Annotated in this window: 26 protein-coding genes and 1 tRNA gene; 18 read left to right on the top strand and 9 right to left on the bottom strand. The window is 69.6% G+C overall.

Going from position 1 to position 22,673, the window contains the following annotated elements:
- Positions 1 to 7: 7 nt before the first annotated feature.
- Together uvrA and VGR32_RS10795 are read right to left on the bottom strand one after the other, a co-directional pair.
- Positions 8 to 2,911: an excinuclease ABC subunit UvrA gene (gene uvrA / locus VGR32_RS10800; protein ID WP_327450487.1), complete on the bottom strand. Its 2,904-nt coding sequence runs from the start codon at positions 2,909 to 2,911 to the stop codon at positions 8 to 10.
- 149 nt (positions 2,912 to 3,060) lie between these two features.
- A complete protein-coding gene (locus VGR32_RS10795) occupies positions 3,061 to 3,477 on the bottom strand; it encodes a hypothetical protein (RefSeq protein WP_327450485.1) in 417 nt (138 codons plus the stop codon).
- Positions 3,478 to 3,591: 114 nt separating this feature from the next.
- On the opposite strand from VGR32_RS10795, the gene VGR32_RS10790 reads away from it, so the two are divergent.
- Together VGR32_RS10790 and VGR32_RS10785 are read left to right on the top strand one after the other, a co-directional pair.
- Positions 3,592 to 3,729: a hypothetical protein gene (locus tag VGR32_RS10790; protein WP_327450483.1), complete on the top strand. Its 138-nt coding sequence runs from the start codon at positions 3,592 to 3,594 to the stop codon at positions 3,727 to 3,729.
- Entirely contained in the window at positions 3,695 to 5,263 is a 1,569-nt protein-coding gene (locus VGR32_RS10785) for an ABC-F family ATP-binding cassette domain-containing protein (RefSeq protein ID WP_327450481.1), read from the top strand. The genes VGR32_RS10790 and VGR32_RS10785 overlap by 35 nt, the downstream gene beginning before the upstream one ends.
- Here VGR32_RS10785 and VGR32_RS10780 read toward each other — a convergent pair.
- The 3 genes from VGR32_RS10780 to VGR32_RS10770 are packed head-to-tail and all read right to left on the bottom strand — an operon-like array spanning position 5,260 to position 7,099.
- Entirely contained in the window at positions 5,260 to 5,700 is a 441-nt protein-coding gene (locus VGR32_RS10780; RefSeq protein ID WP_327450479.1) for a flagellar basal-body protein FlbY, read from the bottom strand. The genes VGR32_RS10785 and VGR32_RS10780 overlap by 4 nt on opposite strands.
- Positions 5,697 to 5,996 carry a rod-binding protein gene (locus VGR32_RS10775; RefSeq protein ID WP_327450477.1) on the bottom strand — a complete coding sequence of 100 codons (300 nt, stop codon included), beginning with the start codon at positions 5,994 to 5,996 and terminating at the stop codon, positions 5,697 to 5,699. Before VGR32_RS10775 ends, VGR32_RS10780 begins: the two co-directional genes overlap by 4 nt.
- A complete protein-coding gene (locus VGR32_RS10770; protein WP_327450475.1) occupies positions 5,996 to 7,099 on the bottom strand; it encodes a flagellar basal body P-ring protein FlgI in 1,104 nt (367 codons plus the stop codon). The genes VGR32_RS10775 and VGR32_RS10770 overlap by 1 nt, the downstream gene beginning before the upstream one ends.
- Before the next feature lie 183 nt (positions 7,100 to 7,282).
- Here VGR32_RS10770 and VGR32_RS10765 point away from each other — a divergent pair, with 183 nt between their 5' ends.
- The 3 genes from VGR32_RS10765 to gltX all read left to right on the top strand — a co-directional run bounded on the left by VGR32_RS10765 (position 7,283) and on the right by gltX (position 9,735).
- Positions 7,283 to 7,708 (top strand): flagellar assembly protein FliX, encoded by a 426-nt coding sequence (locus tag VGR32_RS10765; protein WP_327450473.1) that lies wholly within the window; start codon positions 7,283 to 7,285, stop codon positions 7,706 to 7,708.
- A 184-nt stretch (positions 7,709 to 7,892) separates the two neighbouring features.
- Complete coding sequence (gene dksA / locus VGR32_RS10760) at positions 7,893 to 8,327, top strand: RNA polymerase-binding protein DksA (protein ID WP_327450471.1); 435 nt, start codon at positions 7,893 to 7,895, stop codon at positions 8,325 to 8,327.
- 64 nt (positions 8,328 to 8,391) lie between these two features.
- The gene (gene gltX, locus VGR32_RS10755) at positions 8,392 to 9,735 is read left to right on the top strand and encodes a glutamate--tRNA ligase (RefSeq protein WP_327450469.1); all 1,344 of its coding nucleotides are present in this window, start codon (positions 8,392 to 8,394) and stop codon (positions 9,733 to 9,735) included.
- Positions 9,736 to 9,799: 64 nt separating this feature from the next.
- Here gltX and VGR32_RS10750 read toward each other — a convergent pair whose 3' ends face one another.
- Positions 9,800 to 10,090, bottom strand: a complete 291-nt coding sequence (locus VGR32_RS10750) for a CC_3452 family protein (RefSeq protein ID WP_327450467.1) — start codon at positions 10,088 to 10,090, stop codon at positions 9,800 to 9,802.
- Positions 10,091 to 10,202: 112 nt separating this feature from the next.
- Positions 10,203 to 10,805 (bottom strand): TIGR00730 family Rossman fold protein, encoded by a 603-nt coding sequence (locus tag VGR32_RS10745; RefSeq protein ID WP_327450465.1) that lies wholly within the window; start codon positions 10,803 to 10,805, stop codon positions 10,203 to 10,205.
- A 66-nt stretch (positions 10,806 to 10,871) separates the two neighbouring features.
- Here VGR32_RS10745 and VGR32_RS10740 point away from each other — a divergent pair, with 66 nt between their 5' ends.
- Positions 10,872 to 11,588 carry a hypothetical protein gene (locus VGR32_RS10740; RefSeq protein WP_327450463.1) on the top strand — a complete coding sequence of 239 codons (717 nt, stop codon included), beginning with the start codon at positions 10,872 to 10,874 and terminating at the stop codon, positions 11,586 to 11,588.
- A 130-nt stretch (positions 11,589 to 11,718) separates the two neighbouring features.
- On the opposite strand, the gene VGR32_RS10735 is transcribed toward VGR32_RS10740, so the two are convergent.
- Positions 11,719 to 11,793 (bottom strand) — tRNA-Asn (locus tag VGR32_RS10735).
- Between the two features lie 72 nt (positions 11,794 to 11,865).
- On the opposite strand from VGR32_RS10735, the gene VGR32_RS10730 reads away from it, so the two are divergent.
- From VGR32_RS10730 to VGR32_RS10720, 3 genes are all read left to right on the top strand, one after another.
- The gene (locus VGR32_RS10730; RefSeq protein WP_327450461.1) at positions 11,866 to 12,660 is read left to right on the top strand and encodes an RNA methyltransferase; all 795 of its coding nucleotides are present in this window, start codon (positions 11,866 to 11,868) and stop codon (positions 12,658 to 12,660) included.
- Positions 12,661 to 12,736: 76 nt separating this feature from the next.
- The gene (locus tag VGR32_RS10725) at positions 12,737 to 12,859 is read left to right on the top strand and encodes a hypothetical protein (RefSeq protein ID WP_327450460.1); all 123 of its coding nucleotides are present in this window, start codon (positions 12,737 to 12,739) and stop codon (positions 12,857 to 12,859) included.
- A 103-nt stretch (positions 12,860 to 12,962) separates the two neighbouring features.
- The gene (locus VGR32_RS10720; protein WP_327450459.1) at positions 12,963 to 14,597 is read left to right on the top strand and encodes an alpha-D-glucose phosphate-specific phosphoglucomutase; all 1,635 of its coding nucleotides are present in this window, start codon (positions 12,963 to 12,965) and stop codon (positions 14,595 to 14,597) included.
- On the opposite strand, the gene VGR32_RS10715 is transcribed toward VGR32_RS10720, so the two are convergent.
- The gene (locus VGR32_RS10715) at positions 14,598 to 14,912 is read right to left on the bottom strand and encodes a hypothetical protein (RefSeq protein WP_327450458.1); all 315 of its coding nucleotides are present in this window, start codon (positions 14,910 to 14,912) and stop codon (positions 14,598 to 14,600) included.
- A gap of 98 nt (positions 14,913 to 15,010) precedes the next feature.
- On the opposite strand from VGR32_RS10715, the gene gatB reads away from it, so the two are divergent.
- From gatB to thiL, 9 genes are all read left to right on the top strand, one after another.
- Positions 15,011 to 16,480 carry an Asp-tRNA(Asn)/Glu-tRNA(Gln) amidotransferase subunit GatB gene (gatB, locus tag VGR32_RS10710; RefSeq protein ID WP_327450456.1) on the top strand — a complete coding sequence of 490 codons (1,470 nt, stop codon included), beginning with the start codon at positions 15,011 to 15,013 and terminating at the stop codon, positions 16,478 to 16,480.
- Positions 16,481 to 16,554: 74 nt separating this feature from the next.
- A complete protein-coding gene (gene glyA, locus VGR32_RS10705) occupies positions 16,555 to 17,832 on the top strand; it encodes a serine hydroxymethyltransferase (RefSeq protein WP_327450454.1) in 1,278 nt (425 codons plus the stop codon).
- A 4-nt stretch (positions 17,833 to 17,836) separates the two neighbouring features.
- On the top strand, positions 17,837 to 18,295 hold the full coding sequence (nrdR, locus tag VGR32_RS10700; RefSeq protein ID WP_327450452.1) for a transcriptional regulator NrdR: 459 nt from the start codon (positions 17,837 to 17,839) through the stop codon (positions 18,293 to 18,295).
- Between the two features lie 20 nt (positions 18,296 to 18,315).
- On the top strand, positions 18,316 to 18,942 hold the full coding sequence (locus tag VGR32_RS10695; RefSeq protein WP_327450450.1) for a RibD family protein: 627 nt from the start codon (positions 18,316 to 18,318) through the stop codon (positions 18,940 to 18,942).
- Complete coding sequence (locus VGR32_RS10690; RefSeq protein WP_327450448.1) at positions 18,943 to 19,533, top strand: riboflavin synthase; 591 nt, start codon at positions 18,943 to 18,945, stop codon at positions 19,531 to 19,533.
- Entirely contained in the window at positions 19,533 to 20,684 is a 1,152-nt protein-coding gene (gene ribB, locus VGR32_RS10685; RefSeq protein WP_327450446.1) for a 3,4-dihydroxy-2-butanone-4-phosphate synthase, read from the top strand. Before VGR32_RS10690 ends, ribB begins: the two co-directional genes overlap by 1 nt.
- Before the next feature lie 20 nt (positions 20,685 to 20,704).
- Positions 20,705 to 21,142: a 6,7-dimethyl-8-ribityllumazine synthase gene (gene ribH / locus VGR32_RS10680; RefSeq protein WP_327450444.1), complete on the top strand. Its 438-nt coding sequence runs from the start codon at positions 20,705 to 20,707 to the stop codon at positions 21,140 to 21,142.
- Entirely contained in the window at positions 21,139 to 21,663 is a 525-nt protein-coding gene (gene nusB / locus VGR32_RS10675) for a transcription antitermination factor NusB (RefSeq protein ID WP_327450442.1), read from the top strand. The genes ribH and nusB overlap by 4 nt, the downstream gene beginning before the upstream one ends.
- On the top strand, positions 21,650 to 22,639 hold the full coding sequence (gene thiL, locus VGR32_RS10670) for a thiamine-phosphate kinase (protein WP_327450440.1): 990 nt from the start codon (positions 21,650 to 21,652) through the stop codon (positions 22,637 to 22,639). The genes nusB and thiL overlap by 14 nt, the downstream gene beginning before the upstream one ends.
- Positions 22,640 to 22,673: the final 34 nt, after the last annotated feature.

The following is a 22,673-nucleotide window of genomic DNA, read 5'->3' as shown; positions in this document are numbered from 1 at the left end:
AGCGGGCTCAGGCCCGCTTCCTGAGGGCCGCCACGCGCGCCTTGCGGCGGTCCTCGTGCCGGTCCAGCACCTCCTTGAGGTACTTGCCTGTCCAGCTGGCCGGGTTCTTCGCCACATCCTCAGGCGTACCCACGGCCACGATCTCACCGCCGCCGTCGCCGCCTTCGGGGCCGAAATCGAGCAGCCAGTCGGCCACCTTGATGACGTCGAGGTTGTGCTCGATCACGACGATGGTGTTGCCGGTGTCCACGAGCTCCTGCAGCACCTCGAGCAGCTTGCGCGTGTCCTCGAAATGCAGGCCGGTGGTGGGTTCGTCGAGGATGTAGAGGGTCCGGCCGGTCGCCTTGCGCGACAGCTCCTTGGACAGTTTGACGCGCTGGGCCTCGCCGCCCGAAAGGGTCGTCGCCGGCTGGCCGACCTTGACGTAGCCCAGGCCGACGCGTTCCAGCGTCAGCATCTTGTCGCGGATGGAGGGCACGGCCTTGAAGAAGCCGGCGGCTTCCTCGACCGTCATGTCCAGAACGTCGGATATGCTCTTGCCCTTGAAGACGATTTCAAGCGTCTCGCGGTTGTAGCGCTTGCCCTTGCAGACGTCGCAGGTGACGTAGACGTCGGGCAGGAAGTGCATCTCGATCTTGATGACGCCGTCGCCCTGGCAGGCCTCGCAGCGGCCGCCCTTGACGTTGAAGCTGAAGCGGCCGGGGCCGTACCCCCGCGCCTTCGACTCCGGCAGGCCGGCGTACCAGTCGCGGATGGGGCCGAAGGCGCCGGTGTAGGTGGCGGGGTTCGATCGCGGCGTGCGGCCGATCGGCGACTGATCGATGTCGATGACCTTGTCGAACAGTTCCAGCCCCTCGATGCGATCGAAGTGGGCCGGCGCATCCGAGGCGTTGTGCAGGCGGCGGGCGGCGGCCTTGTACAGGGTCTCGATCGTGAAGGTGGACTTGCCGCCGCCGGAAACGCCGGTGACGCAGGTGAACAGGCCGACGGGAATCTCGCCGGTGACGTTCTTGAGATTGTTGCCGGTCGCGCCCGATATCCTGAGCATCTTCTTGCGGTCCACGGGACGGCGGCCGTCGGGCGGCAGCTCGATCTCGCGCTCGCCGGTCAGATATTTGCCGGTCAGCGACTTCGGATTGGCCATGACCTCATCCGGAGTGCCTTCGGCGCACACCGTGCCGCCGTGGACGCCGGCTGCGGGTCCCATGTCGATGACGTGGTCGGCGGTCAGAATCGCCTCCTCGTCGTGCTCCACGACGAGGACCGAGTTTCCGAGGTCGCGGAGGCCCCTCAGGCTGTCGAGCAGGCGGGTGTTGTCGCGCTGATGCAGGCCGATCGACGGCTCGTCGAGCACATACAGAACGCCGGTCAGGCCCGAGCCGATCTGCGACGCCAGACGGATGCGCTGACTCTCGCCGCCGGACAGCGTGCCGGAGCTGCGCGACAGGTTCAGATAGTCGAGGCCGACGTTGTTCAGGAAGCGCAGGCGGTCGTTGATCTCCTTCAGGATCCGCCGGGCGATTTCCATCTGCTTGTCGGAGAGCTTGCCGTCGAGACCGGTGAACCACTCGTGGGCGTGCTTGATGGACAGCCACGACACCTCGGCGATGTCCTGGCCGGCGACCTTGACCGCGAGGGCCTCGGGCTTGAGGCGCTTTCCGCCGCAGGCCTCGCACGGGGTCTCGGACTGGTAGCGGCCCAGTTCCTCGCGCACCCAGGCGCTGTCGGTCTCGCGCCAGCGGCGCTCCAGGTTCGGCAGGACGCCCTCGAACGGCTTCGTCGTCTCGTACTTGCGGGCGTTGTCGTCGTAGACGAAGCGGACCTTCTCGCCGCCCGAACCGTGCAGGATCACCTGCTGAGCCTTCTCAGGCAGAGCGCGCCACGGCTTGTCCATCGAGAACCCGTAGTGCGTCGACAGCGACTGCAGGGTCTGGGTGTAAAGCGGCGACGGGCCGCGCGACCACGGCGACACAGCCCCTGCATGCAAGGATTTGTCGCGGTCGGGCACCACCAGATCGGCGTCGAAGGCCAGCTTGACCCCCAGACCGTCGCAGACGGGACAGGCGCCGAACGGATTGTTGAACGAGAACAGCCGCGGCTCGATCTCACTGATGGTGAAACCGGAGACCGGGCAGGCGAATTTCTCGGAGAAGGTGATCCGCCGGGGCTCCTCGCCTTCCGGCGCGCTCGCCCATTCGGCGACGGCGATGCCGTCGGCCAGACTCAGCGCCGTCTGCAGGCTGTCGGCGTAACGTCCCTCGAGCCCCGCCTTGGTGACGATGCGGTCCACGACGATGTCGATGTCGTGCTTGAATTTCTTGTCGAGGGTCGGCGCGTCCTCGATGGCGTAGAACTGGCCGTCGACCTTCAGGCGCTGGAATCCCGCGCGCTGCCACTCGGCGATTTCCTTGCGATACTCGCCCTTGCGACCGCGCACGACGGGCGCCAGCAGCAGCAGGCGCTCGCCGTCGGGCAGGGCAGTCAGCTTGTCGACCATCTGGCTGACGGTCTGGCTTTCGATCGGCAGGCCGGTGGCCGGCGAATAGGGGACGCCGACGCGCGCCCACAGCAGGCGCATGTAGTCGTGGATCTCGGTGACCGTGCCGACGGTGGAGCGGGGGTTTTTCGACGTCGTCTTCTGTTCGATCGAGATGGCCGGCGACAGACCCTCGATCAGGTCGACGTCCGGCTTGCCCATCAGCTCGAGGAACTGGCGCGCATAGGCGCTGAGCGACTCGACGTAGCGGCGCTGGCCTTCGGCGTAGATGGTGTCGAACGCCAATGACGACTTGCCCGAGCCCGACAGACCGGTGACGACCACCAGCTTCTCGCGCGGGATGTCGACGTCGACGCCCTTGAGATTGTGCTCGCGCGCACCGCGCACGCGGATGAAGTCGTGTTTTTCGCTCATGTGGTCCGGGAACGCCGACGGGCCGGAGGCGGCTCCGGCGCAACGGCGTCATATGGGGATGAATTCGCGTCCTGCAGCAAGAACAATGTGGGAACGCGAGGCCGCCGCGCCAGTCTGCTGACGCGGACTGACAGCAGGACGTCAGGAGGTCAGGGGCGGGCGAATTCGCCTGTGCGCAGGCTGATGCTGCACGTGACGGCCTCGCCGCGCTTCTCGCAGTAGTCGGCGGCGAACAGGTCGCGCTCGATGCGGGTCGTGGCGCGGATGGTCCGCCCGCCCGTAACCACCTCCGAGTTCTGCGACGCCGCCCAGGGCCCAAGGGCGTCGAAGAAGGCGCGGGCCGGGGCCCCGTCGCAGGTGAAGATGACCACGTGCACTTCTTCGTAGGCGTGGCCGTAGCGGTTTCGCTGCGTCGCCTGGGCGATGCAGTCGGCATACAGGCGGGCGTTGGCGCTGGGCGTCGAGGCTATGGGCGTGAAGTCGGCGGGCCCGGCCGTTTCCGGCGCCGTGGCGCAGGCGCCGAGGGTGGCCGCAGAGGCCGCGAGCAGGATCGTCGTCTGACGCATGGAAGCCGTCCTCCCGCGGGGCATGCGTCGAAGTAACTTGATCCGGCCGCATTTTGCCACCACCTTCGAAACGTCCGGACCTCTCCGGATCTGTGCGACGAGGCTTCGAGTCCCATGATCAGCGCCCTGGAAATCGGTTTCGCCCTTTCCGTTCCGCTGCTGGCGCTCGCCTATGTCCTCGCCCAACCCAAGGCCAAACCCGTCCGCATCCGCGCTCGTGACGCTCAACGGCGTCGCGGCCCGCACGCCTGACGGGCGGCCCCTATTCGAAGATCTGACCCTCGCCTTCGGGCGTGAGCTGACGGGCGTCGTCGGCCGCAACGGCGCGGGCAAGACCACCCTGCTGCGTCTGGTCGCGGGCCTGGCCGAACCGGTCGAAGGCGCGGTGACGCGCGTCGGGCGCGTCGGCTGGCTGCCCCAACGCGACGAGCCGCGGCCCCACGAGACGGTCGCCGATCTGCTGGGCTGCGCCGACGATCTGGCGCGGATCGATCGCATCACTGCGGGGCAGGGCGATGACGACGATCTGAACGACGTCGACTGGACGCTGGAAGCGCGGCTGAACGCCGCGCTGGCCGACGTCGGGCTGGCCGGGCTGACGCCTGACCGAAAAGCGGACACGCTGAGCGGCGGCGAGCGGACGCGGGTGCGGCTGGCTGCCCTCCTGCTGGACGAGCCGGACCTTCTGGTGCTGGACGAGCCGACCAATCATCTCGACGCCGCGGGCCGCGCCGCGATCGCCGGCCTGCTGGACCGCTGGACGGGCGGCGCGGTCGTCGTCAGCCACGACCGGGCCCTGCTGCGCGGCATGGACCGCATCGTCGAGTTGACCAGCCTCGGCACGCGGGCCTTCGGCGGCGGCTGGGACCTGTACGTCGAGCGCCGCGACGCCGAGCGGGCGGCGGCCGCGCGCGGGCTGGAGAGCGCGGAACGCGCCGTCGACGCGGCGGCCCGGGAGGCGCAGCGCGCCGTGGAGAAGAAGGCTCGCCGCGATCGCGTGGGTCGGGCGTTCGCGGCCAGCGGATCGGCCCCGAAGATCGTGCTCGGCATGATGGCCGAGCGCGCGGAGAAGTCGGGCGGCGGAGAGCGGCGACTGGCGGAACGCAAGACGGCGGAGGCCGAAGCCGGGCTGGCCGAGGCGCGGGATCGCGTCGAGCGCGTCCGCACGCTGTCGATACCCCTTCCGCCGACCGGACTGGCGGCCGGGCGCACCGTGCTGGAGGTGACCGACGCGACATGGGATGCGCCGGAGGGGCGAAGGGTGCTGGGACCCGTCTCCCTGCGCCTGACCGGACCGGAGCGCGTCGCGATCACCGGCGCCAACGGGGTGGGCAAGACGACGCTGCTGCGTCTGATCTCGGGCGAGCTGACGCCGACGACCGGGACCGTGTCGCGCCGGGTCGCCGGGGCCCTGCTGGATCAGGAGGTGGCCCTCCTGAGACCGGAGGAGACGCTGCTGGCGGCGTGGCGGCGACTGAACCCTTCAGGGTCGCCGAACGCGGCGCAGGCGGCGCTGGCGCGGTTTCTGTTCCGCAACGCGGCGGCGCAGAGGGTCGTGGGAACCCTGTCGGGCGGGGAGCGGCTGCGCGCGGCCCTCGCGTGCGTGATGACGGGGGCGACGCCGCCGGAGCTGCTCGTGCTCGACGAGCCGACCAACCACCTCGATCTGGAGGCGATCGAAGCCGTGGAGTCGGCGTTGACGTCCTATGACGGAGCGCTGGTCGTGGTCAGTCACGACCGCGACTTTCTCGACGCCGTGGGCGTCGATCGCGAGATCGCGCTCTAGGCGGTGCGATTGAGGGCGACGGCCGTGGCGTTCGGCGCATGGGCCTGTCCGGCCGCGCCGTAGGCCGAAGGATTGCCGCGCTGGCCTGCGACCTCGGCGGCGATGGTGCGGACCAGACCCTCGGAGACGGTCCGGGCCGCCTCGACGACGCGGGCGTGCGCCGACAGGGCCTGCTCGAACAGCTCGGTGGCGCGGATCAGCTCCATCCGGTCCCCGACGGTCGCCGCCTTCAGCACGTCGGGACGGGACTTCAGCTGGGCCGACTCGCGGCGATAGACGTTGGCCATCTCCTGCGTCTCGGCCTGACCGGCCAGCAGATCTTTGGCGCGATGATCGCGAAACGCCTCGGTCTCGGTCTCCAGCCGGGCCGTCAGGCGGCGAGTCAGGTCGATCAGACGACGGACGTGAAAGGCGGCGGTCTGGGGATCGGCGCTCATGCCTGCATCTCCTGCATCTGGATCATCTGGGCCATGACGTGGTCGGCCAGGCCGACGCCGCCCGCCCGCGCGACCTGCTTGCCCATCTCGTCCAGCAGGAAGCCGCGCCACGTGGCTTCGGCCTCGCCCGCGCCGAAGGGGGCCTCGGTCGAGATGCCCTCGAACATCGGCCGCAGCATCTGGGCGATGAACGAGGCTTCGAAGGCCTCGGCCGTCTGCTTCAGGCGGTCGGGCGCAACGCGGGGCGGCGCGGAGTTGCGCAGCAGGTCGGGAGAGACGACGAGGGGGTCGCTCATCACATCACCTCGATGTCGGCCTGGAGGGCGCCGGCGGCCTTGATGGCCTGCAGGATGGAGATCAGGTCTCGCGGCGACACGCCCAGGGCGTTCAGACCCGCCACCAGGCTGGACAGGGAGGCGCCGCCGTCGACCATGCGGATCTGGGTGCCGCGGTCCTCCTCGACGGTCACGTCCGACTGGGGCACGACCACGGTCTCGCCGTCGCTGAAGGGCTCCGGCTGGCTGACGCGGGGGTTCTCCTGAACCGAGACCGTCAGGTTGCCATGGGCGATGGCGACGGTGGAGACGCGGACGCTCTCGCCCATGACGATGACGCCGTTGACCTCGTCGATGATGACCTTGGCCGGGGCGTCGACCGCGACCGACAGGTTCTCGACCCGGCTCAGGAAGTTGGCCGTACCGTATCCGGCCGGTGGCCGCAGGACGACGACGGTGCCGTTCTCGGCCCAGGCCGTGTTGGGAAACATCTGGTTGACCGCACCCGCGACGCGCTGGGCGGTGGTGAAGTCGGGATTGCGCAGGGTCAGGCGCACGGCGTCCTGACCGTTGAGGTCGAAGCCGGTCTCGCGCTCGACCACGGCGCCGGAGGCGATGCGGCCGGCCGTGGGCACGCCGCGCGTCACCGAAGACCCGGAAGCGCCGGAGGCCGAGACCGCACCGGTCTGGATCGAGCCTTGGGCCACGGCATAGACCTGACCGTCCCAGCCCTGCAGCGTCGTCACGACCACGGTGCCGCCCTGCAGGCTCTTGGCGTCGCACAGGGTCGAGACCGAGACGTCGATGCGCGAACCGGGCGCGGCGAAGGGCGGCAGTTCGGCGGTGACCATGACGGCGGCCACGTTCTTGGTGTTGGCCTGGGCGCCGCGGATGTTGACGCCCTGCCGCTCCATCATGCTGTCCAGCGACTGGCGGGTCAGGGGGCAGTTGCGCAGATTGTCGCCGGTGCCGTTCAGACCGACGACGAGGCCGTAGCCGACCAACTGGTTCGAGCGCACCCCCTCGATCGAGACGATGTCCTTGATCCGCGACTGGGCGAGGGCGGGCGTCGACGCCAGCCCGATCAGGCCGGAGACGGCGAGGGCGGTGAGCAGATTCTGCATGCGCGGCGAACTCCCGGAGTGCGGTCGTTCACCCTGCTGCGAGGATCGTGCCGGGACGAAAATCAAATAAATACAGCGATGCCCCGGTGAGCGGAGCCTTTGAGGCGGCAAACTCTGCCGGGGCGTTAACCAAACGGTGACGGCGGTCCACGATGGTCGCCTCATGCAGTGGAGCGCCGATCGATGAAGGTGACCGGACCCAGCGGGATCAGGCCGGCCGACGCGGGGCGGCCGCAGCGCGCCGGGGGCGGGTTCTCCCTGCCGGGCGCGGGCTCCACCGCGTCGAGCGCGGCGGCCACGGCTCCCGCCGCGACGGCGGGGGTGGCGGGGGTCTCGGCCCTCATGGCGCTTCAGGGCGTGGAAGACGCGACGGAGCGGAAACGCCGTGCCGTGCGCAGGGGGCGCGGCCTGCTGGACGGTCTGGACGCCCTGAGACTGGCGGCGCTGGAGGGCGTCGACGACGCGTCGGCGTTGCAGCGCCTGTCGCGCGCGGCCGCGGAAGCGGCGGCGGAGGTGGACGACGCCGGACTCGCCCTGGTTCTGACCCAAATCGATTTGCGCGCTGCCGTGGAACTGGCGAAACGGGACGTCCGCCGCACTGCAGCATGAACCGTCGGAAAACATGACGGAATGTTCATCTGCCTGCCTGGGTGATGAAGAAATGTCACGCCATGACGCAGACGTGAAGCGTGACCGCAATGTGGCCACCACAACACCGTTGTCGCGACTCCCTTGGCTCGTTAATGGGGCGCCATGCGTCGCAGGGGGGCGCGTCTGGTCGAGCGTGAGTGAAATGACCGCCTTGGCTGCCAAAACGCCTGACTCCGGGACCGCCTACAGGCCGTCCGACGAGGAAGAGTTCATGAGCGAGCGCCAGCTCGCCTATTTCCGCGGCAAGCTGCTGGCGTGGAAGGAAGACATCCTGCGGGAGTCCAAGGGCACCGTCGTCAACCTGAAGGCCGAGACGGAAAACCATCCGGATCTGGTCGACCGCGCGTCGTCGGAGTCGGATCGCGCGCTGGAACTGCGGACGCGGGATCGTCAGCGCAAGCTGATCTCCAAGATCGACGAGGCGCTGCGCCGGATCGACGACGGCTCCTACGGCTACTGCGAGGAGACGGGCGAGCCGATCAGCCTGGGTCGGCTGGAAGCCCGCCCCACGGCCACGCTGTCGGTCGAGGCGCAGGAACGTCACGAGCGCCGCGAACGGGTCCATCGCGACGACTGACGTCGCCTTGACTTCGCCGAACCGGGGCGCGACCTAGCGCGGCTTCGCGTCTCAAGGTTTCAGCATGTCCGTCAAGGTCCGTTTCGCCCCGTCGCCCACGGGGAAGCTGCACGTCGGCAACGTCCGCACCGCGCTGGTGAACTGGCTGTTCGCGAAGGGGCAGGGCGGGCAGTTCGTGCTGCGCATCGACGACACCGATCTGGCGCGGTCCACGCCGGAGTTCGAGCAGGGGATCGAGGACGATCTGCGCTGGCTGGGGCTGGTCTGGGACGAGCGGCACAACCAGTCGAAGCGGTTCGACCGCTACGAGGCCGCGGCTGAGGCGCTCAAGGCCGCGGGCCGGCTCTACGCCTGCTACGAGACCGCCGAGGAGCTGGACCGGCGTCGCAAGGTTCAGCTGTCGCGCGGTCTGCCCCCGATCTACGACCGCGCGGCGCTGGCGCTGACCGATCCGGAAAAGGCGGCTTACGAGGCCGAGGGGCGCAGGCCCCACTGGCGTTTCAAGCTGGATGGGCGTCGCGTCGCCTGGGAAGACCTGTCGCGAGGCCACGCGGAGGTCGACACGGCGTCGATGTCGGATCCGGTGCTGATCCGCGAGGACGGCCTTTTCCTGTACACGCTGCCGTCGGTGGTGGACGATCTGGACATGGCGATCACCCACGTGATCCGGGGCGAGGACCACGTCACGAACACCGGCGCCCAGATCGAGATCTTCGAGGCCCTGATCGCCGCAGGCTGGGGCGGCGCGGTCCCGGGGTTCGCGCACATGCCGCTGCTGGTGGGCGCGGACGGGCAGGCCCTGTCGAAACGGCTGGGCTCGCTGTCGATCAGCGAGATGCGCGACCAGGGGTATGAGCCGATCGCCATCGTCAGCCATCTGGGCCGCATCGGGACAAGCGACCCGCTGGAGGTCGGCGAGTCGATCGAAGCGCTGGGCGCGGGCTTCGCCTTTTCCAAGATGGGACGTTCGCCGGCCCGCTACGACACCGCCGATCTGGACCGGCTGAACGCGCAGGCGTTGCACGCCATGCCGTATGCGACGGCCCGGTCGCGGCTGGCCGACGTCGACGCGGATCTGGGAGAAGACTTCTGGACCGTGGTTCGCGCCAACCTTCAGAAATTCGGCGACGTCGTTGAAATGGCCCGACTTGTCCGCGGTCCGGTCACGCCGGTCATTGAGGATCCCGATTTCATGGCCACGGCCGCGCGCCTGTTGCCGGAGACCATAGACGCCGGCGCGTGGTCGGCGTGGACCGAGGCGGTGAAGGCCGAGACGGGCGCGAAGGGGAAGGCTCTGTTCCAGCCGCTGCGTCTGGCGCTGACCGGTCAGACGCACGGGCCCGAGATGGCCGCCCTGATCCCTCTGATCGGGCGCGAAGAGATGATCGCGCGGCTGACCTCGGGCTGAATCTCACAGCGAAAAGGGCCGCCCCGGGAGGAGCGGCCCTTTCCACTCGTCGAACGCGACGTCGTCAGGCGTTGCAGGTCGCCAGCTGTTCCGCGGTCAGAGCCTGACCCTTCCAGGTGAAGGCGGTGACCTTGCCCACGCGCGCCACGACGCGCTTGCAGGCGCGGGCTGCAGGCTGGTTGGCGCCGCCGGTGGCGGTGCAGGTCGCGCCCTCGCAGGCCCACGAGGCGCCGTCGACGATGGTGCGGCCCGCCGGCGCGGTCGCGGCGTCGGCCAAGGTCAGGGAGTTGACGGGGGTCTGGGCGACCGCCGGAGCGGCGAGGGCCAGTACGGCGGCGAAGACGAAAGCGCGCATGGGGAGGCTCCGTTAGGGATCAGGCTCGTGCCGACGTCGAAAAACGACGTGGCGCAGGCGGCGTCAAGGTGAGTTCTGTTTAAAAACGCACTCAACCCTAAACGATGATCACTTATCGCCGATCATGTTGCAACGGCGCCGCATTTGCGCCGGTCGCCACGGCCTCCACCACCTGCTCCAGATCGGCGTGGATCTCATAGGCGTCGAGGAAGGATTCCGGCGTCATCCCGGTTTCCACGCTGTGGCGCATCATGGCGTCGAAGGAGTCCCAGAAGCCCCCGGGGCCATGAAACACCACCGGCTTGGGATGCAGATCCAGCCGCTTCCACGACAGGACCTCGACGGCCTCCTCCAGGGTGCCCACGCCGCCGGGCGCGACGATGAAGGCGTCGGAGGCGTCGTACATCAGCGTCTTGCGCTCATGCATGGAGGTGACGACCACGGTCTCGACGTCGTCGAACAGGCGTTCGCGGCTGCGCAGGAAGGCCGGCATGATGCCCACGACGCGGCCGCCCGCGGCATGGGCGGCGCGCGCCGCGGCGCCCATCAGGCCGACGCCGCCCCCGCCGTAGACGAGACGCCAGCCGCGCTCGGCGATCATCCGGCCCAGTCGAGCTGCGCCTTCCGTCAAAGCGGGGTCGGCGCGCTCGGAGGAGCCGCAGAAGACGCAGACGGAGAATCCGTCGAACGGCTGAAGGTCTGACAGGTCGGCCATGGGTCCTCGACAAGGGGGGCGCGGGCATGGACATAGCGGACGACCGCCCAGCGCCAAAGGCCTCCGATGCTCCGATCCGCCGCTTCCGTCGTCTTCGCCGCCCTCGCGCTCGCCGCCTGTGATCAGGCCGAGCGAGGGCAGGGCCAGACGTCGACGATGGAGACGGCCTGGCGGGCGCCGCCGCGCGTCGACAGGATCGTCGTGGGCGGCGGCCGGATCACCCTGACCGGACGGGCGCAGCCGGGCGGGCGGGTGGTCATGCGCGACGGCGACGGCCGGGCCCACGCCGCGACGGCGGGCGCCGACGGAGCGTTCGAAATGGCCATTCCCGCGTCGACCCGCCCCATTCTGCTGCGGCCGGAGGATCAGGACGGTCAGCGCGCCATGCCGTCGCCCGACGCCGTTCTGGTCCTGCCCGACGGCGCCGGCGTCGCCCTGTCGCCGGGCGCGCCGTCGCGCCGTCTCGACGGAGGGTCCGGCCTGGCGGCGATCGATTTCGACGGACGGATGGCGCTGATCTCCGGACGCAAGGACAGGGGGGCGGCGCAGGTGCGGCTGGGGGACGGGGCCGGCATGGACGTGCGGACCGACGCCGCAGGGTCGTGGGTCCTCCGCACCGACGCGGCCAACCTGGGCGGATCGATCGTCGTCGACGGCGTCGCCCATGAGCCCGTCGTCACGGCAGCCGCTCCGGGCTCGGTGTCGAGCGCAGGGAGCGGCACGCTGATCGGATGGTCCGCCCCCGACGGCGCGACGCTGTCGACCTGGCTTCCGGCGCGTTAACTTCCCGGCAACCAATTCAGCGGAACGAGGGTGCCGGACGCCTTTCGCGAGGTCGCCCACCATCACCAGACCCTTCAGGCCCGGCCCTCACAGGTCGGGCTTTTTTTCGTCTGTGCGGGGAGGTCGAGAGTGGCTCCGCGGGTAGGATTCGAACCTACGACCAGCCGATTAACAGTCGGCTGCTCTACCACTGAGCTACCGCGGAACGGAGGCCCCTCTCGAGAGGGCGGCTCCATAGCAGTGGCCGCGCGCGTCGCGCAACGGTAAATCCGCGGCGATGACGCCCATCCGCATCCACGACCCTGACGATCCCCGCGTGGCGGCCTTTCGCGACGTCCGCGAGCGGGACCTGACCGGCCGCCGGGGCCTGTTCGTGGCCGAAGGCGCGGTCGTGCTGCGCGCCCTGGTCGCACCGACCAGCCTGTGCGCGGTGGAATCGGTGCTGGTCGACGAACGAAGGGTCGCGAGCCTCGCCGACGTTTGGGCGGCGCTGGGCGGTCGGGCGCCCGTGCATGTCGCGGCCCAAGGCGTGCTCGATTCGATCGCCGGCTTTCACCTGCATCGCGGCATTCTGGCGCTGGGTCGCATCCCGGCGCCGGTGGCGCCCGCGGAGGTGCTGCGCCCCGGTCCGCGCACGCTCCTGGTGGCGGGCGGAGTGGGCAATCACGACAACATGGGGGCCCTGATGCGCAACGCCGCCGCCTTCGGCGTGGGGGCGGTGGTGCTGGACGACGGATGCTGCGATCCCTTCTATCGCAAGGCGCTCCGCGTTGCGGTGGGCGCGACCCTGAGCCTGCCGATCGTGCGCGGAGGGCCGCTGGACGCGGTCCTGAAAGAGCTGGCGGCCGCGGACGTCGAATGTCTGGCCCTGAGCCCGGCCGGGACGGAGGCGCTGAAGGGGCTGCGGACGTCCGATCGTCGGGCGCTGGTGGTCGGCGCGGAGGGACCGGGCCTGCCGCCGCAGACGATCGCCCGCCTTCGCAGCGTGCGCATCGACATGCGCGCCGGGTTCGACTCGCTGAACGTGGCGACGGCGGCCGCCGTCGCCCTGCATGAAATCACACAGCCGTGATGCGCGTTAACCTTTCGTACACCTTGATGGCCGCGCCTGAGTGTGGCGGAGATGCGGCGTCCGGGGAGTGGGTGTCATGTTCGTCAGCATTGTGGGCGCATTGGGTCGCCATTCGCGCGTGATCATCGGCGTGGCGGTGATCGTCGCCGCCGTGAGCGCCGCCGGCGCCATCGGGTGGGTCACGGCGCCGATCGCCTGAAATCGACGTCGGGTTGCGGCCCGGCGCCCCATCTGCGAAGCCCGGCGGAGCCGTGAGGCCGCGCGCGCGTTCGGCGAGCGTCGTCTGCCCGCAGGAGCCGCGTTTGCCCGTCGCCGTCCACGCCGTCACGCCCTTCGACGACCAGAAACCCGGCACGTCCGGCCTGCGCAAGTCGACGCGGCGGTTCATGGAAGCCGGCTATCTGCCGGCCTTCGTCCAGGCCATCCTGGAAACGGACCCACCGGCCCCGGACGCGACGCTGATCGTCGGCGGCGACGGAAGGTTCTTCGGGCGCGAAGCGGCGGAGACGGTGATCCGCATGGCGGCGGCGGCGGGATACGCCCGCGTGAAGGTGGGCCGCGGCGCCCTGCTGTCGACGCCCGCGGCGTCGCACCTCGTCCGCAAGACCGGCGCCCAGGGCGCGGTCATCCTGTCGGCCAGCCACAATCCCGGCGGACCCGACGGCGACTTCGGCGTGAAGTATAACACGGCGTCGGGCGGTCCCGCGCCCGAAAGTCTGACGGAGGCGGTCTTCGCGCGCTCGAGGAAGCTGACGGCGTGGCGCATCGAGACGGACGGACACCTTGAACTGGACCGCCTCGGGGAGACGCGGATCGGGGGCTGCGTCGTCGAGGTGATCGACCCGGTGGCGGACTACGCCGAGCTGATGGAGAGCCTGTTCGACTTCCCGGCGATCCGCGGCCTGCTCGCCTCCGGATTCCGCATCCGGTTCGACGCCATGCACGCGGTCACGGGTCCGTACGCCGAGGAACTGTTCCAGCGCAGGCTGGGCGCGCCCGGCGGCACGGTGATGAACGCCACGCCCCTGCCAGATTTCGGCGGGGGGCACCCCGATCCTCACCCGGACCACGCGCCGGACCTCATGGCCGCCCTGTCGGGGCCGGAGCCGCTGGACTTCGGGGCCGCGTCGGACGGCGACGGCGACCGCAACATGATCGTCGGCCCGGGCGGGTTCGTCGTGTCGCCCGGAGACAGCCTGGCCATAATGACGGCCCTGGCGGACCGCGTGCCCGCCTACGCGGGCGGCGTGGCCGGCGTGGCCCGGTCGATGCCGACGGCCCGCGCCGCCGACCGCGTGGCTGAGGCGCTCGGCATCGACGCCTTCGAGACGCCGACGGGGTGGAAGTGGTTCACCAGCCTGATGGACGCAGGCCGGGTGACGTTGTGCGGCGAGGAGAGCTTCGGCACGGGGTCGAACCACGTGCGCGAGAAGGACGGCCTCTGGGCCGTGCTGTTCTGGCTGAACCTGCTGGCGACCGAGAAGGTGGGCGTCGTCGAACTGGTCCGGCGCCACTGGGCGCGCTTCGGGAGGGACGCCTACCGTCGGGAGGACTACGAGGGCCTGGAGGTCGGTCCCGCCGAGGCCTTCATGCAGGCCCTGCGCGCGCGACTGGACGGTGCGGCCGGCCGGCCGGCGGGTCCGTTCAGCGTCGTGGCGGCGGACGACTTCGCCTACGTCGATCCGGTGGACGGCTCGGGAGCCAGCTCCCAGGGCGTGAGGGTCCTGCTGACGCCCGACGCGCGCATCACCTACCGGCTCTCAGGCACGGGATCGTCGGGCGCGACGCTTCGCGTCTATCTCGAGACCTATCTGCCGCCGGAGCGGTCCGACTCCGACCCGGCCGCAGGCCTGGCGGCGTTGTCCGCCGCGTCGAGAGGCTTCGCCGAAGTCGAGGGCCTGCTGGGACGGCAGGCCCCCTCGGTCGTGACCGGCTGATCAGTCGGCGGGCAGGGCCTTCAGATCGGCGTCGATGGCGTCGATCAGTTCCTCGGTGATCGCGCCGTCGGAATACGGCATCACGGCGTGCAGGGTCATGCCCTCGAACTGAGGGCGGGCCGGGTGGTCGGCGATGCCCGGCATGTGTTTTTCGAGCACGGCCGCCGACTTCTCGTTCTCAAGCAACTCGCCGATGGTCCATCCGATGTTGGGTTTCGCGTCCTGGGTCGCGGGCGGGGACGTCTGGGCCAGGGCGGCGGGCGCGGCGCCCGCGACGAGAGCCAGGGCGGCGAAAGCGGCGGCGATCTTGATCATGATGGTCTCCCCGATTGAGAGCCGCAGGAAACGCCTGATCTGAGACAGTCTCAAGACGAATGTTCCCCTTCGTCGTCGAGGGCGCTATCTCAGCGCGCATGACCGACGTCGCCGAGAAATCCAAGCTGATCCAGGGCCGCACCGGCCCGTGGGAAATCGTCATGGGGCTGGAGATCCATGCCCAGGTGGCGTCGAAGTCGAAGCTGTTCTCAGGCGCCGAGGTCGGGTTCGGGGCCGGACCGAACGAGCAGGTGTCGCTGGTCGACGCCGGCTTTCCCGGCATGCTGCCGACGCTGAACCGCTTCTGCGTGGAGCAGGCGGTGCGCACCGGTCTGGGCCTGCGGGCGAAGATCAACACCTTCAGCCAGTTCGACCGGAAGAACTATTTCTATCCCGACCTGCCGACCGGCTATCAGATCAGCCAGCTGTATCATCCGATCGTCGGCGAAGGCGTCGTCGAGGTCGAGGCCGAAGACGGCAGCTTCTTCAACGTCGGCATCGAGCGTCTGCATCTGGAGCAGGACGCGGGCAAGCTGATCCACGACCTGTCGCCGACGGAGAGCTACGTCGATCTCAATCGCGCCGGCACGGCCCTGATGGAGATCGTGTCCAAGCCCGACCTGCGCAGCCCGGAAGAGGCGGTCGCCTACGTCAAGAAGATCCGGACGATCCTGATCTATCTGGGCACCTGCGACGGGGACATGGAGAAGGGCAACCTTCGCGCCGACGTGAACGTCTCGGTCCGACGTCCGGGCGAGCCGTTCGGGACGCGCTGCGAGATCAAGAACGTCAACTCATTCCGCTTCATCAGCCAGGCCATCAACTACGAGGCGCGGCGCCAGATCGAGATCCTGGAGGACGGCGGCTCGATCGTGCAGGAGACGCGCCTGTTCGACCCGACCAAGGGCGAGACCCGGTCCATGCGGTCGAAGGAAGAGGCGCACGACTATCGCTACTTCCCCGATCCGGACCTGCTGCCGCTCGAGATCGAGCAGGCGTGGATCGACGGCATCAGGGCGTCGCTGCCCGAGCTGCCGGACGACAAGCGCAAGCGTCTGATGAGCCAGTACGGCCTGTCGCAGTACGACGCCGTGGTGCTGATCTCCGAACAGGCCAAGGCCGACTATTTCGAGGCCGCGGCCAAGGGGCGGGACGCCAAGCTGGTCGCCAACTGGGTGACGAACGAACTGTCGGCGCGTCTGGCCGCCGACGGGCGCGACTTCGCCGAGAACACCCTGCCGGCCTCGCACGTGGCGGAGCTGGTCGAGCTGATCGAGACCGACGTCATCTCGTCGAAGATCGCAAAGGAAGTCTTCGACCACGTCTGGAACGGCGAGGGCTCTCCGGTCGAGGTCGTCGAGGCGCGGGGCCTGAAGCAGGTCACCGACACCGGCGCGATCGAGCGTGCGGTGGACGAGATCATCGCCGCCAACCCGGACAAGGCCGCCGCCGTCGCCGAAAAGCCGCAGGCCATCGGCTGGTTCGTGGGGCAAGTGATGAAGGCCACCGGCGGCAAGGCCAATCCGGCCGCGGTGAACGAGATCCTCAAGGCCAGACTGGGGCTCTGACGCGGGCAGGGCGCCAGATGTTGTGGTGAACGGCGGCCGGGCCTAGAAAGCCTGACCGTCGATTTCTGCCCAGGATGCCGCCCGTGACCGCCTTCTTCTCGACCGATCTGGCCGCGGCCGATCCGGAGATCTTCGCCGGCATTCAGGGCGAGCTTTCCCGCCAGCAGGAGCAGATCGAGCTGATCGCCTCGGAAAACATCGTCTCCAGGGCGGTGCTTGAGGCGCAGGGGTCCGTCCTGACCAACAAGTACGCCGAGGGCTATCCGGGGCGGCGCTACTATGGCGGCTGCGAATACGTGGACGTCACCGAGAACCTGGCGCGCGAGCGGGCGAAGGCCCTGTTCGGCTGCGCCTTCGCCAACGTGCAGCCGCACTCCGGGGCCCAGGCGAACCAGGCGGTGTTCATGAGCCTGCTTCAGCCCGGCGACACCTTTTTGGGCATGGATCTGGCCTGCGGCGGGCACCTGACGCACGGCAGCCCCGCCAACCAGTCGGGCAAGTGGTTTCGGCCGGTGACGTACAAGGTGCGCGAGGACGATCACCTGATCGACTATGATCACGTGGCCGAGATGGCGCGGGCGGAGAAGCCGAAGCTGATCATCGCGGGGGCGTCGGCCTATTCCCGCCAGATCGACTTCAGACGCTTCCGCGAGATCGCCGACGAGGTCGGCGCATGGCTGATGGTCGACATGGCGCACTATGCCGGACTGATCGCGGGCGGCGCCTACGACAGCCCCGTTCCGCACGCCCACGTGACGACGACGACCACCCACAAGACCCTGCGCGGGCCGCGCGGCGGCATGATCCTTTCGAACGACGTCGAGTTGGGGAAGAAGATCAACTCGGCCGTCTTCCCGGGTCTGCAGGGCGGACCGTTGGAGCACGTCATCGCCGCCAAGGCCGTGGCCTTCGGCGAGGCGCTGAAGCCGGAGTTCAAGGCCTACGCGCGGCAGGTCGTGGCGAACGCCCGCGCCCTGGCCGCCGTCCTGATCGAGCGCGGCCTAGCGGTCGTGTCCGGCGGCACCGACAGCCACATCGTGCTGGTCGACCTGCGGCCCAAGGGCGTGACCGGCAAGGCGACGGAGCTGCAGCTGGAGCACGCCCTGATGACCTGCAACAAGAACGGCGTGCCGTTCGACACGGCGCCGTTCACCGTGACGTCGGGGGTGCGGCTGGGCACCCCGGCGGGCACCACCCGGGGCTTCGGCGAAGCGGAGTTCCGACAGGTCGGCCACTGGATCGCCGATGTGGTGGACTCGATGCAGGGCGGGGACGAAGCGGACGCCGCCGTTTCGGCGCGCGTCGCCGCCGAAGTGCGCCAGCTGACCGCGCGTTTCCCGATCTACGGATGATCCGATGAAGTGCCCCTTCTGCGGAAACGCCGACACCCAGGTGAAGGACAGCCGGCCGTCGGACGACGGCGCGGCCATCCGTCGCCGCCGGTCGTGCCCGTCGTGCGAGGGGCGCTTCACCACCTTCGAGCGTGTGCAGCTGCGCGAGCTGATGATCCTGAAGCGCAACGGCCGGCGCACGCCCTTCGACCGCGACAAGCTGGAGCGTTCGCTGCGCATCGCCCTGCGCAAGCGTCCCGTCCAGCCCGAACAGGTGGAGCAACTGGTCAGCCGCATCACGCGTCAGCTGGAAAGTCTGGGCGAGACCGAGATCGCCTCGTCGGTGGTCGGCGACTTCATCATGAAGGCGCTGAAGGGGGTCGATGAGGTCGCCTACGTCCGCTACGCCTCGGTGTACAAGGACTTCCGCCACACGGGCGACTTCGCCCGCTTCCTCGGCGACGAGGGGCTGGACGAGGGCTGATGTCGCCCCAAAGACATAGGGTGGCCGTCACGCTCAAGCTCGCGACGTCGCTGGACGGCCGGATCGCCACGGCGGCGGGGGAGAGCCGCTGGATCACCGGGCCGGAGGCGCGGAATCTGGGTCATCGTCTGCGCGCCGAGAGCGACGCCATTCTGGTCGGGGTCGAGACGGTGCTGGCCGACGACCCGCGCCTGACCACCCGTCTGCCGGAGGACGAACCCGGGCCGGACCCGATCCGCGTTGTGCTGGACAGCCGGCTGCGGACCCCGCCGGGCGCCAATCTGGCGCGCGAGGGCACGCTGATCCTGACGACCTCCGACGTCCGGCCCGTCGGCGGCGCCGAGGTGGTTGGGGTCGGCCCCGACGCCGACGGTCGCCCCGCCGTCGCGGCCGTTCTCGAGGCCCTCGCAGACCGCGGCGTGCGGACCCTCATGGTCGAGGGCGGAGGGCGCGTGGCGGCGGCGTTCGTCGCCGCGGGCGCGGTCGACGCCCTGTGGTGGTTCCGCGCGCCGATCCTGCTGGGCGCCGAGGGGCGGCCCTGCGTGGCGGCGCTGGCGCTTGCAAAGCTGGCCGACGCCCCCAAGTTCCGGCGCCTCGACGTCCAGTCCGTGGGCGACGATCTGTGGGAACGGTACGAGCGCATCTGAATGTTCACGGGGATCGTCACCGACGTCGGCCGGGTGCGTGCCGTCGCACAGACGGAGCGGGACCGTCGCTATGAGATCGAAACGGTCTGGGACGTGTCCGGCATCGACCTGGGCGCCTCGGTCAGTCATGCGGGCTGCTGCCTGACGGTGGTCGAGAAGGGGCAGGGGTGGTTCGCGGTGGAGGTCTCCAACGAAACCCTGTCGAAGACCACGCTGGGCGGCTGGGTCGAGGGCGACCGCGTCAATCTTGAGCGCGCGGCGCGGCTGGGCGACGAGATGGGTGGCCACGTCGTGTCCGGGCACGTGGACGGTGTGGGCACGGTCGTGGCCGTGTCGCCCGAGGGCGGGTCGCACAGGGTGACGTTCGAGGCGCCCGAGCCGCTGCACCGCATGATCGCGCCCAAAGGCTCCATCACGATCGACGGGGTGTCGCTGACGGTCAACGAGGTCGAGGGGCGCCGCTTCGAGGTCAACCTGATCCCCCACACCTGGGATCACACGACCCTGGGCGGGCTGAAGGTCGGCGACCGGGTCAATCTCGAGATCGACATGCTGGCGCGTTACCTCGCGCGGTGGCAGGAGACGGCGTGATGCAATCGCCCCTGGCCGCAAACGTGAACGACAGCCCGATCAGCCCCATCGAGGACATTCTGGAGGACGCCCGCAACGGGCGGCCCTACATCCTCGTGGACGCCGAGGACCGGGAGAACGAGGGCGACGTCATCATCCCGGCCCAGTTCGCCACGCCGGACCAGATCAACTTCATGGCGCGGCATGCGCGAGGCCTGATCTGTCTGGCCATCACGGCCGAACGGGCGCGCCAGTTGCGCCTGCCGCCGATGACGGCCGAGAACCGCGAGAGCATGGGCACCGCCTTCACCGTCTCCATCGAGGCCCGGGAGGGTGTGACGACCGGGATCAGCGCGGCGGACAGGGCGCGCACCGTGCAGGTGGCGGCGGATCCGACGAAGGGGCCGGACGACATCGTCACGCCGGGCCACGTGTTCCCGCTGGTGGCGCGCGACGGCGGCGTGCTGGTCCGGACCGGCCACACCGAGGCGGCGGTGGACATCAGCCGCATGGCCGGGCTGACGCCCGCCGGCGTGATCTGCGAGATCATGAACGACGACGGCACCATGGCGCGGATGCCGGACCTGATCGCCTTCGCCCAGCTGCACGGCCTCAAGATCGGCACCATCGCCGACCTGATCGCTCATCGCCGACGCACGGAGCGCTTCGTCGAGCGTGTCATGGACGCGCCGTTCGACAGCGTGCACGGCGGCCCATTCCGCCTGATGCTGTACCGCAACGGAATCGAGGGGACCGAGCACATCGCCCTGGTGAAGGGCAAGGTCGAGCCCGGCAAGCCGACTCTGGTGCGCATGCACCAGGTCGATTTCGCCGCGGACATCCTGGGGCACGTCGAGGCGCGCCAGAACTACGTGCCGCAGGCCATGAAGGCGCTGAGCGATCACTCCGGACCCGCGGTGATGGTGTTCCTGCGCGATCCGGAGCTGCAGGGTCTGGCCGAGCGGCTGGCGAACGTCGAGAAGCCCAAGGCTGTCGAGCGGTCCTTGCGCAACTACGGCGTTGGGGCGCAGATCCTGCTGGATCTGGGCGTCCGCGACATGGTGGTCATGAGCTCCACCCGCCCCAATCCCACCGCGCTGGAGGGCTACGGCCTGCGCATCGTCGGCTGGCGCGACATGGCCAGTTCCCGGGACGGAGAAGACCGATCGTAAGCGAACCCCTGCGCGTCCTCGTGGTCGAGGCGCGCTTCTATGACGAGCTGGCGGACGCGCTGCTGGACGGCGCGACGGACGCGCTGCGCGCCCGCGGCGTCGCCTACGACGTGATCACCGTGCCGGGCGCGCTGGAAATACCGCCCGCCATCGCCCTGGCCGAGGAGGCGGGGCGCTATCCCACGGCGCCGCGCTACGACGGCTACGTGGCGCTGGGAACCGTCATCCGCGGCGAGACCTACCACTTCGAGATCGTGGCCGATCAGTCCGCCGCGGGCATCATGCAACTGGGGCTGAAAGGCCTGTGCGTGGGCAACGGCGTGCTGACGACCGAGGACGAGGATCAGGCCTGGGCGCGAGCCCGGCGCAGCGAGGGCGACAAGGGCGGCTTCGCCGCGCGCGCCTGCCTGGACCTGATCGACCTGAGGAAGCGGCTGCGCGTGGGACTGAACGGATGAGCGAAGCGAACAGCCTGTCTGCCGTGATGGCCCAGCTGGAAGAGGCGGAGAAGGCCAAGGCCGAGAAGGGCCTGACCGGACGCCAGCGGCGCGCGCGCACGGTCGCCCGTCTGGCCGCGGTGCAGGGCCTGTATCAGATGGAACTGGCCGGCGAGGGCGTCGAGACCGTCATCGACGAGTTCACGCGCCACCGGTTCGACCGCGACATCGAGGGGATGACGCTGGCCGAGGCCGACGAAGCGTGGTTCGCCGATCTGTTGCGTGGCGTCGTGTCGGGTCAGGCGGCGATCGACGCGGCGGTGACGAAGCGGCTGGCCAGCGGGTGGAAGCTGGATCGCCTCGACGCCACGGTTCGGGCCCTGCTGCGCGCCGGCGCCTGGGAACTGCGCGAGAAGGCGGACGTGCCGCGGGAGATCGTGATCGACGAGTACGTCGAACTGGCCAAGGCCTTCTTCGACGAAGCGGAAGCCAAGTTCGTCAACGCCGCGCTGGACGGCGTGGCCCGCGATGCCCGCGATTGACGTCGCCGGCGAGTTCGAGACCATTGAGCGGCTGCTGCGGCCGCTGGCCCATCCGGAATATGCGCGCGGCCTGACCGACGACGTGGCGGCGCTGCCGTCCAGGCCGGGGTTCGACCTGGTTCTGACGCAGGACGCCATCGTCGAGGGCGTGCATTTCCTGCCCGACGATCCGCTGGAAACGGTGGCGCAGAAGCTGCTGCGGGTGAACCTGTCGGATCTGGCGGCAAAGGGGGCCGAACCGTTCGGCTATCTGCTGACCTGCGCTTGGTCGCCGCGCTGCGGCTGGCCCGAGCGCATGGCGTTCTGCGACGGGTTGAGGGCCGATCAGAAGACGTTCGACGTCTCGCTGCTGGGCGGGGACACCGTGTCCATGCCCGGACCCGCGACCTTCTCGGCCACGTTGCTGGGCTGGACGCCCAAGGGCAGGACGGTGGGCCGTGCGGGCGCACGGGCCGGCGACCTGCTGTTCGTCACCGGAACCATAGGCGACGGCAAGCTGGGGCTGCTCGCGGCACAAGGCCGCCTGGCGCTGGAGCCGGAGCGCGTCGCGGCGCTGGCCGACCGGTATCGGCGCCCGACGCCGCGGCTTGAGTTCGTCGAAGCGATCCGGGCGCATGCCACGGCCTCCGTCGACGTGTCCGATGGCCTGATCGCCGACGTGGGCCGGGTGGCGATCGCCTCCGGCCTCGGCGTGGAGCTCGACCTCGAACCGCTGCCGCTGTCGGCGGCTGCGGACGCCTGGTTCCAGGGGCGCGTGGACCCGGAAGGCGCCCTGATAGACCTCGCGACCGGCGGCGACGACTACGAGATCGCCTTCGCCGCGCCAGCGTCCGCCGAGACCGCATTGCGACGCGACGCCGAGAGGCTGCACCTCCGCCTGACCAGGCTGGGTCGGTTCACGTCAGGCCGAGGCGTGACGGCCCGCTGGGGCGGCAAGCCGGTGACGATCGCAAGACCCGGCTTCACCCACGGCTGAGGCAACGGAATTTCAACGCGGCGCCGTCAAGCTG

Source organism: Brevundimonas sp. (assembly GCF_035935935.1).
GTDB lineage: Bacteria > Pseudomonadota > Alphaproteobacteria > Caulobacterales > Caulobacteraceae > Brevundimonas.
Note: the sequence above shows the minus strand (reverse complement) of the source record. Positions and strands in the feature narration are given on the sequence as shown.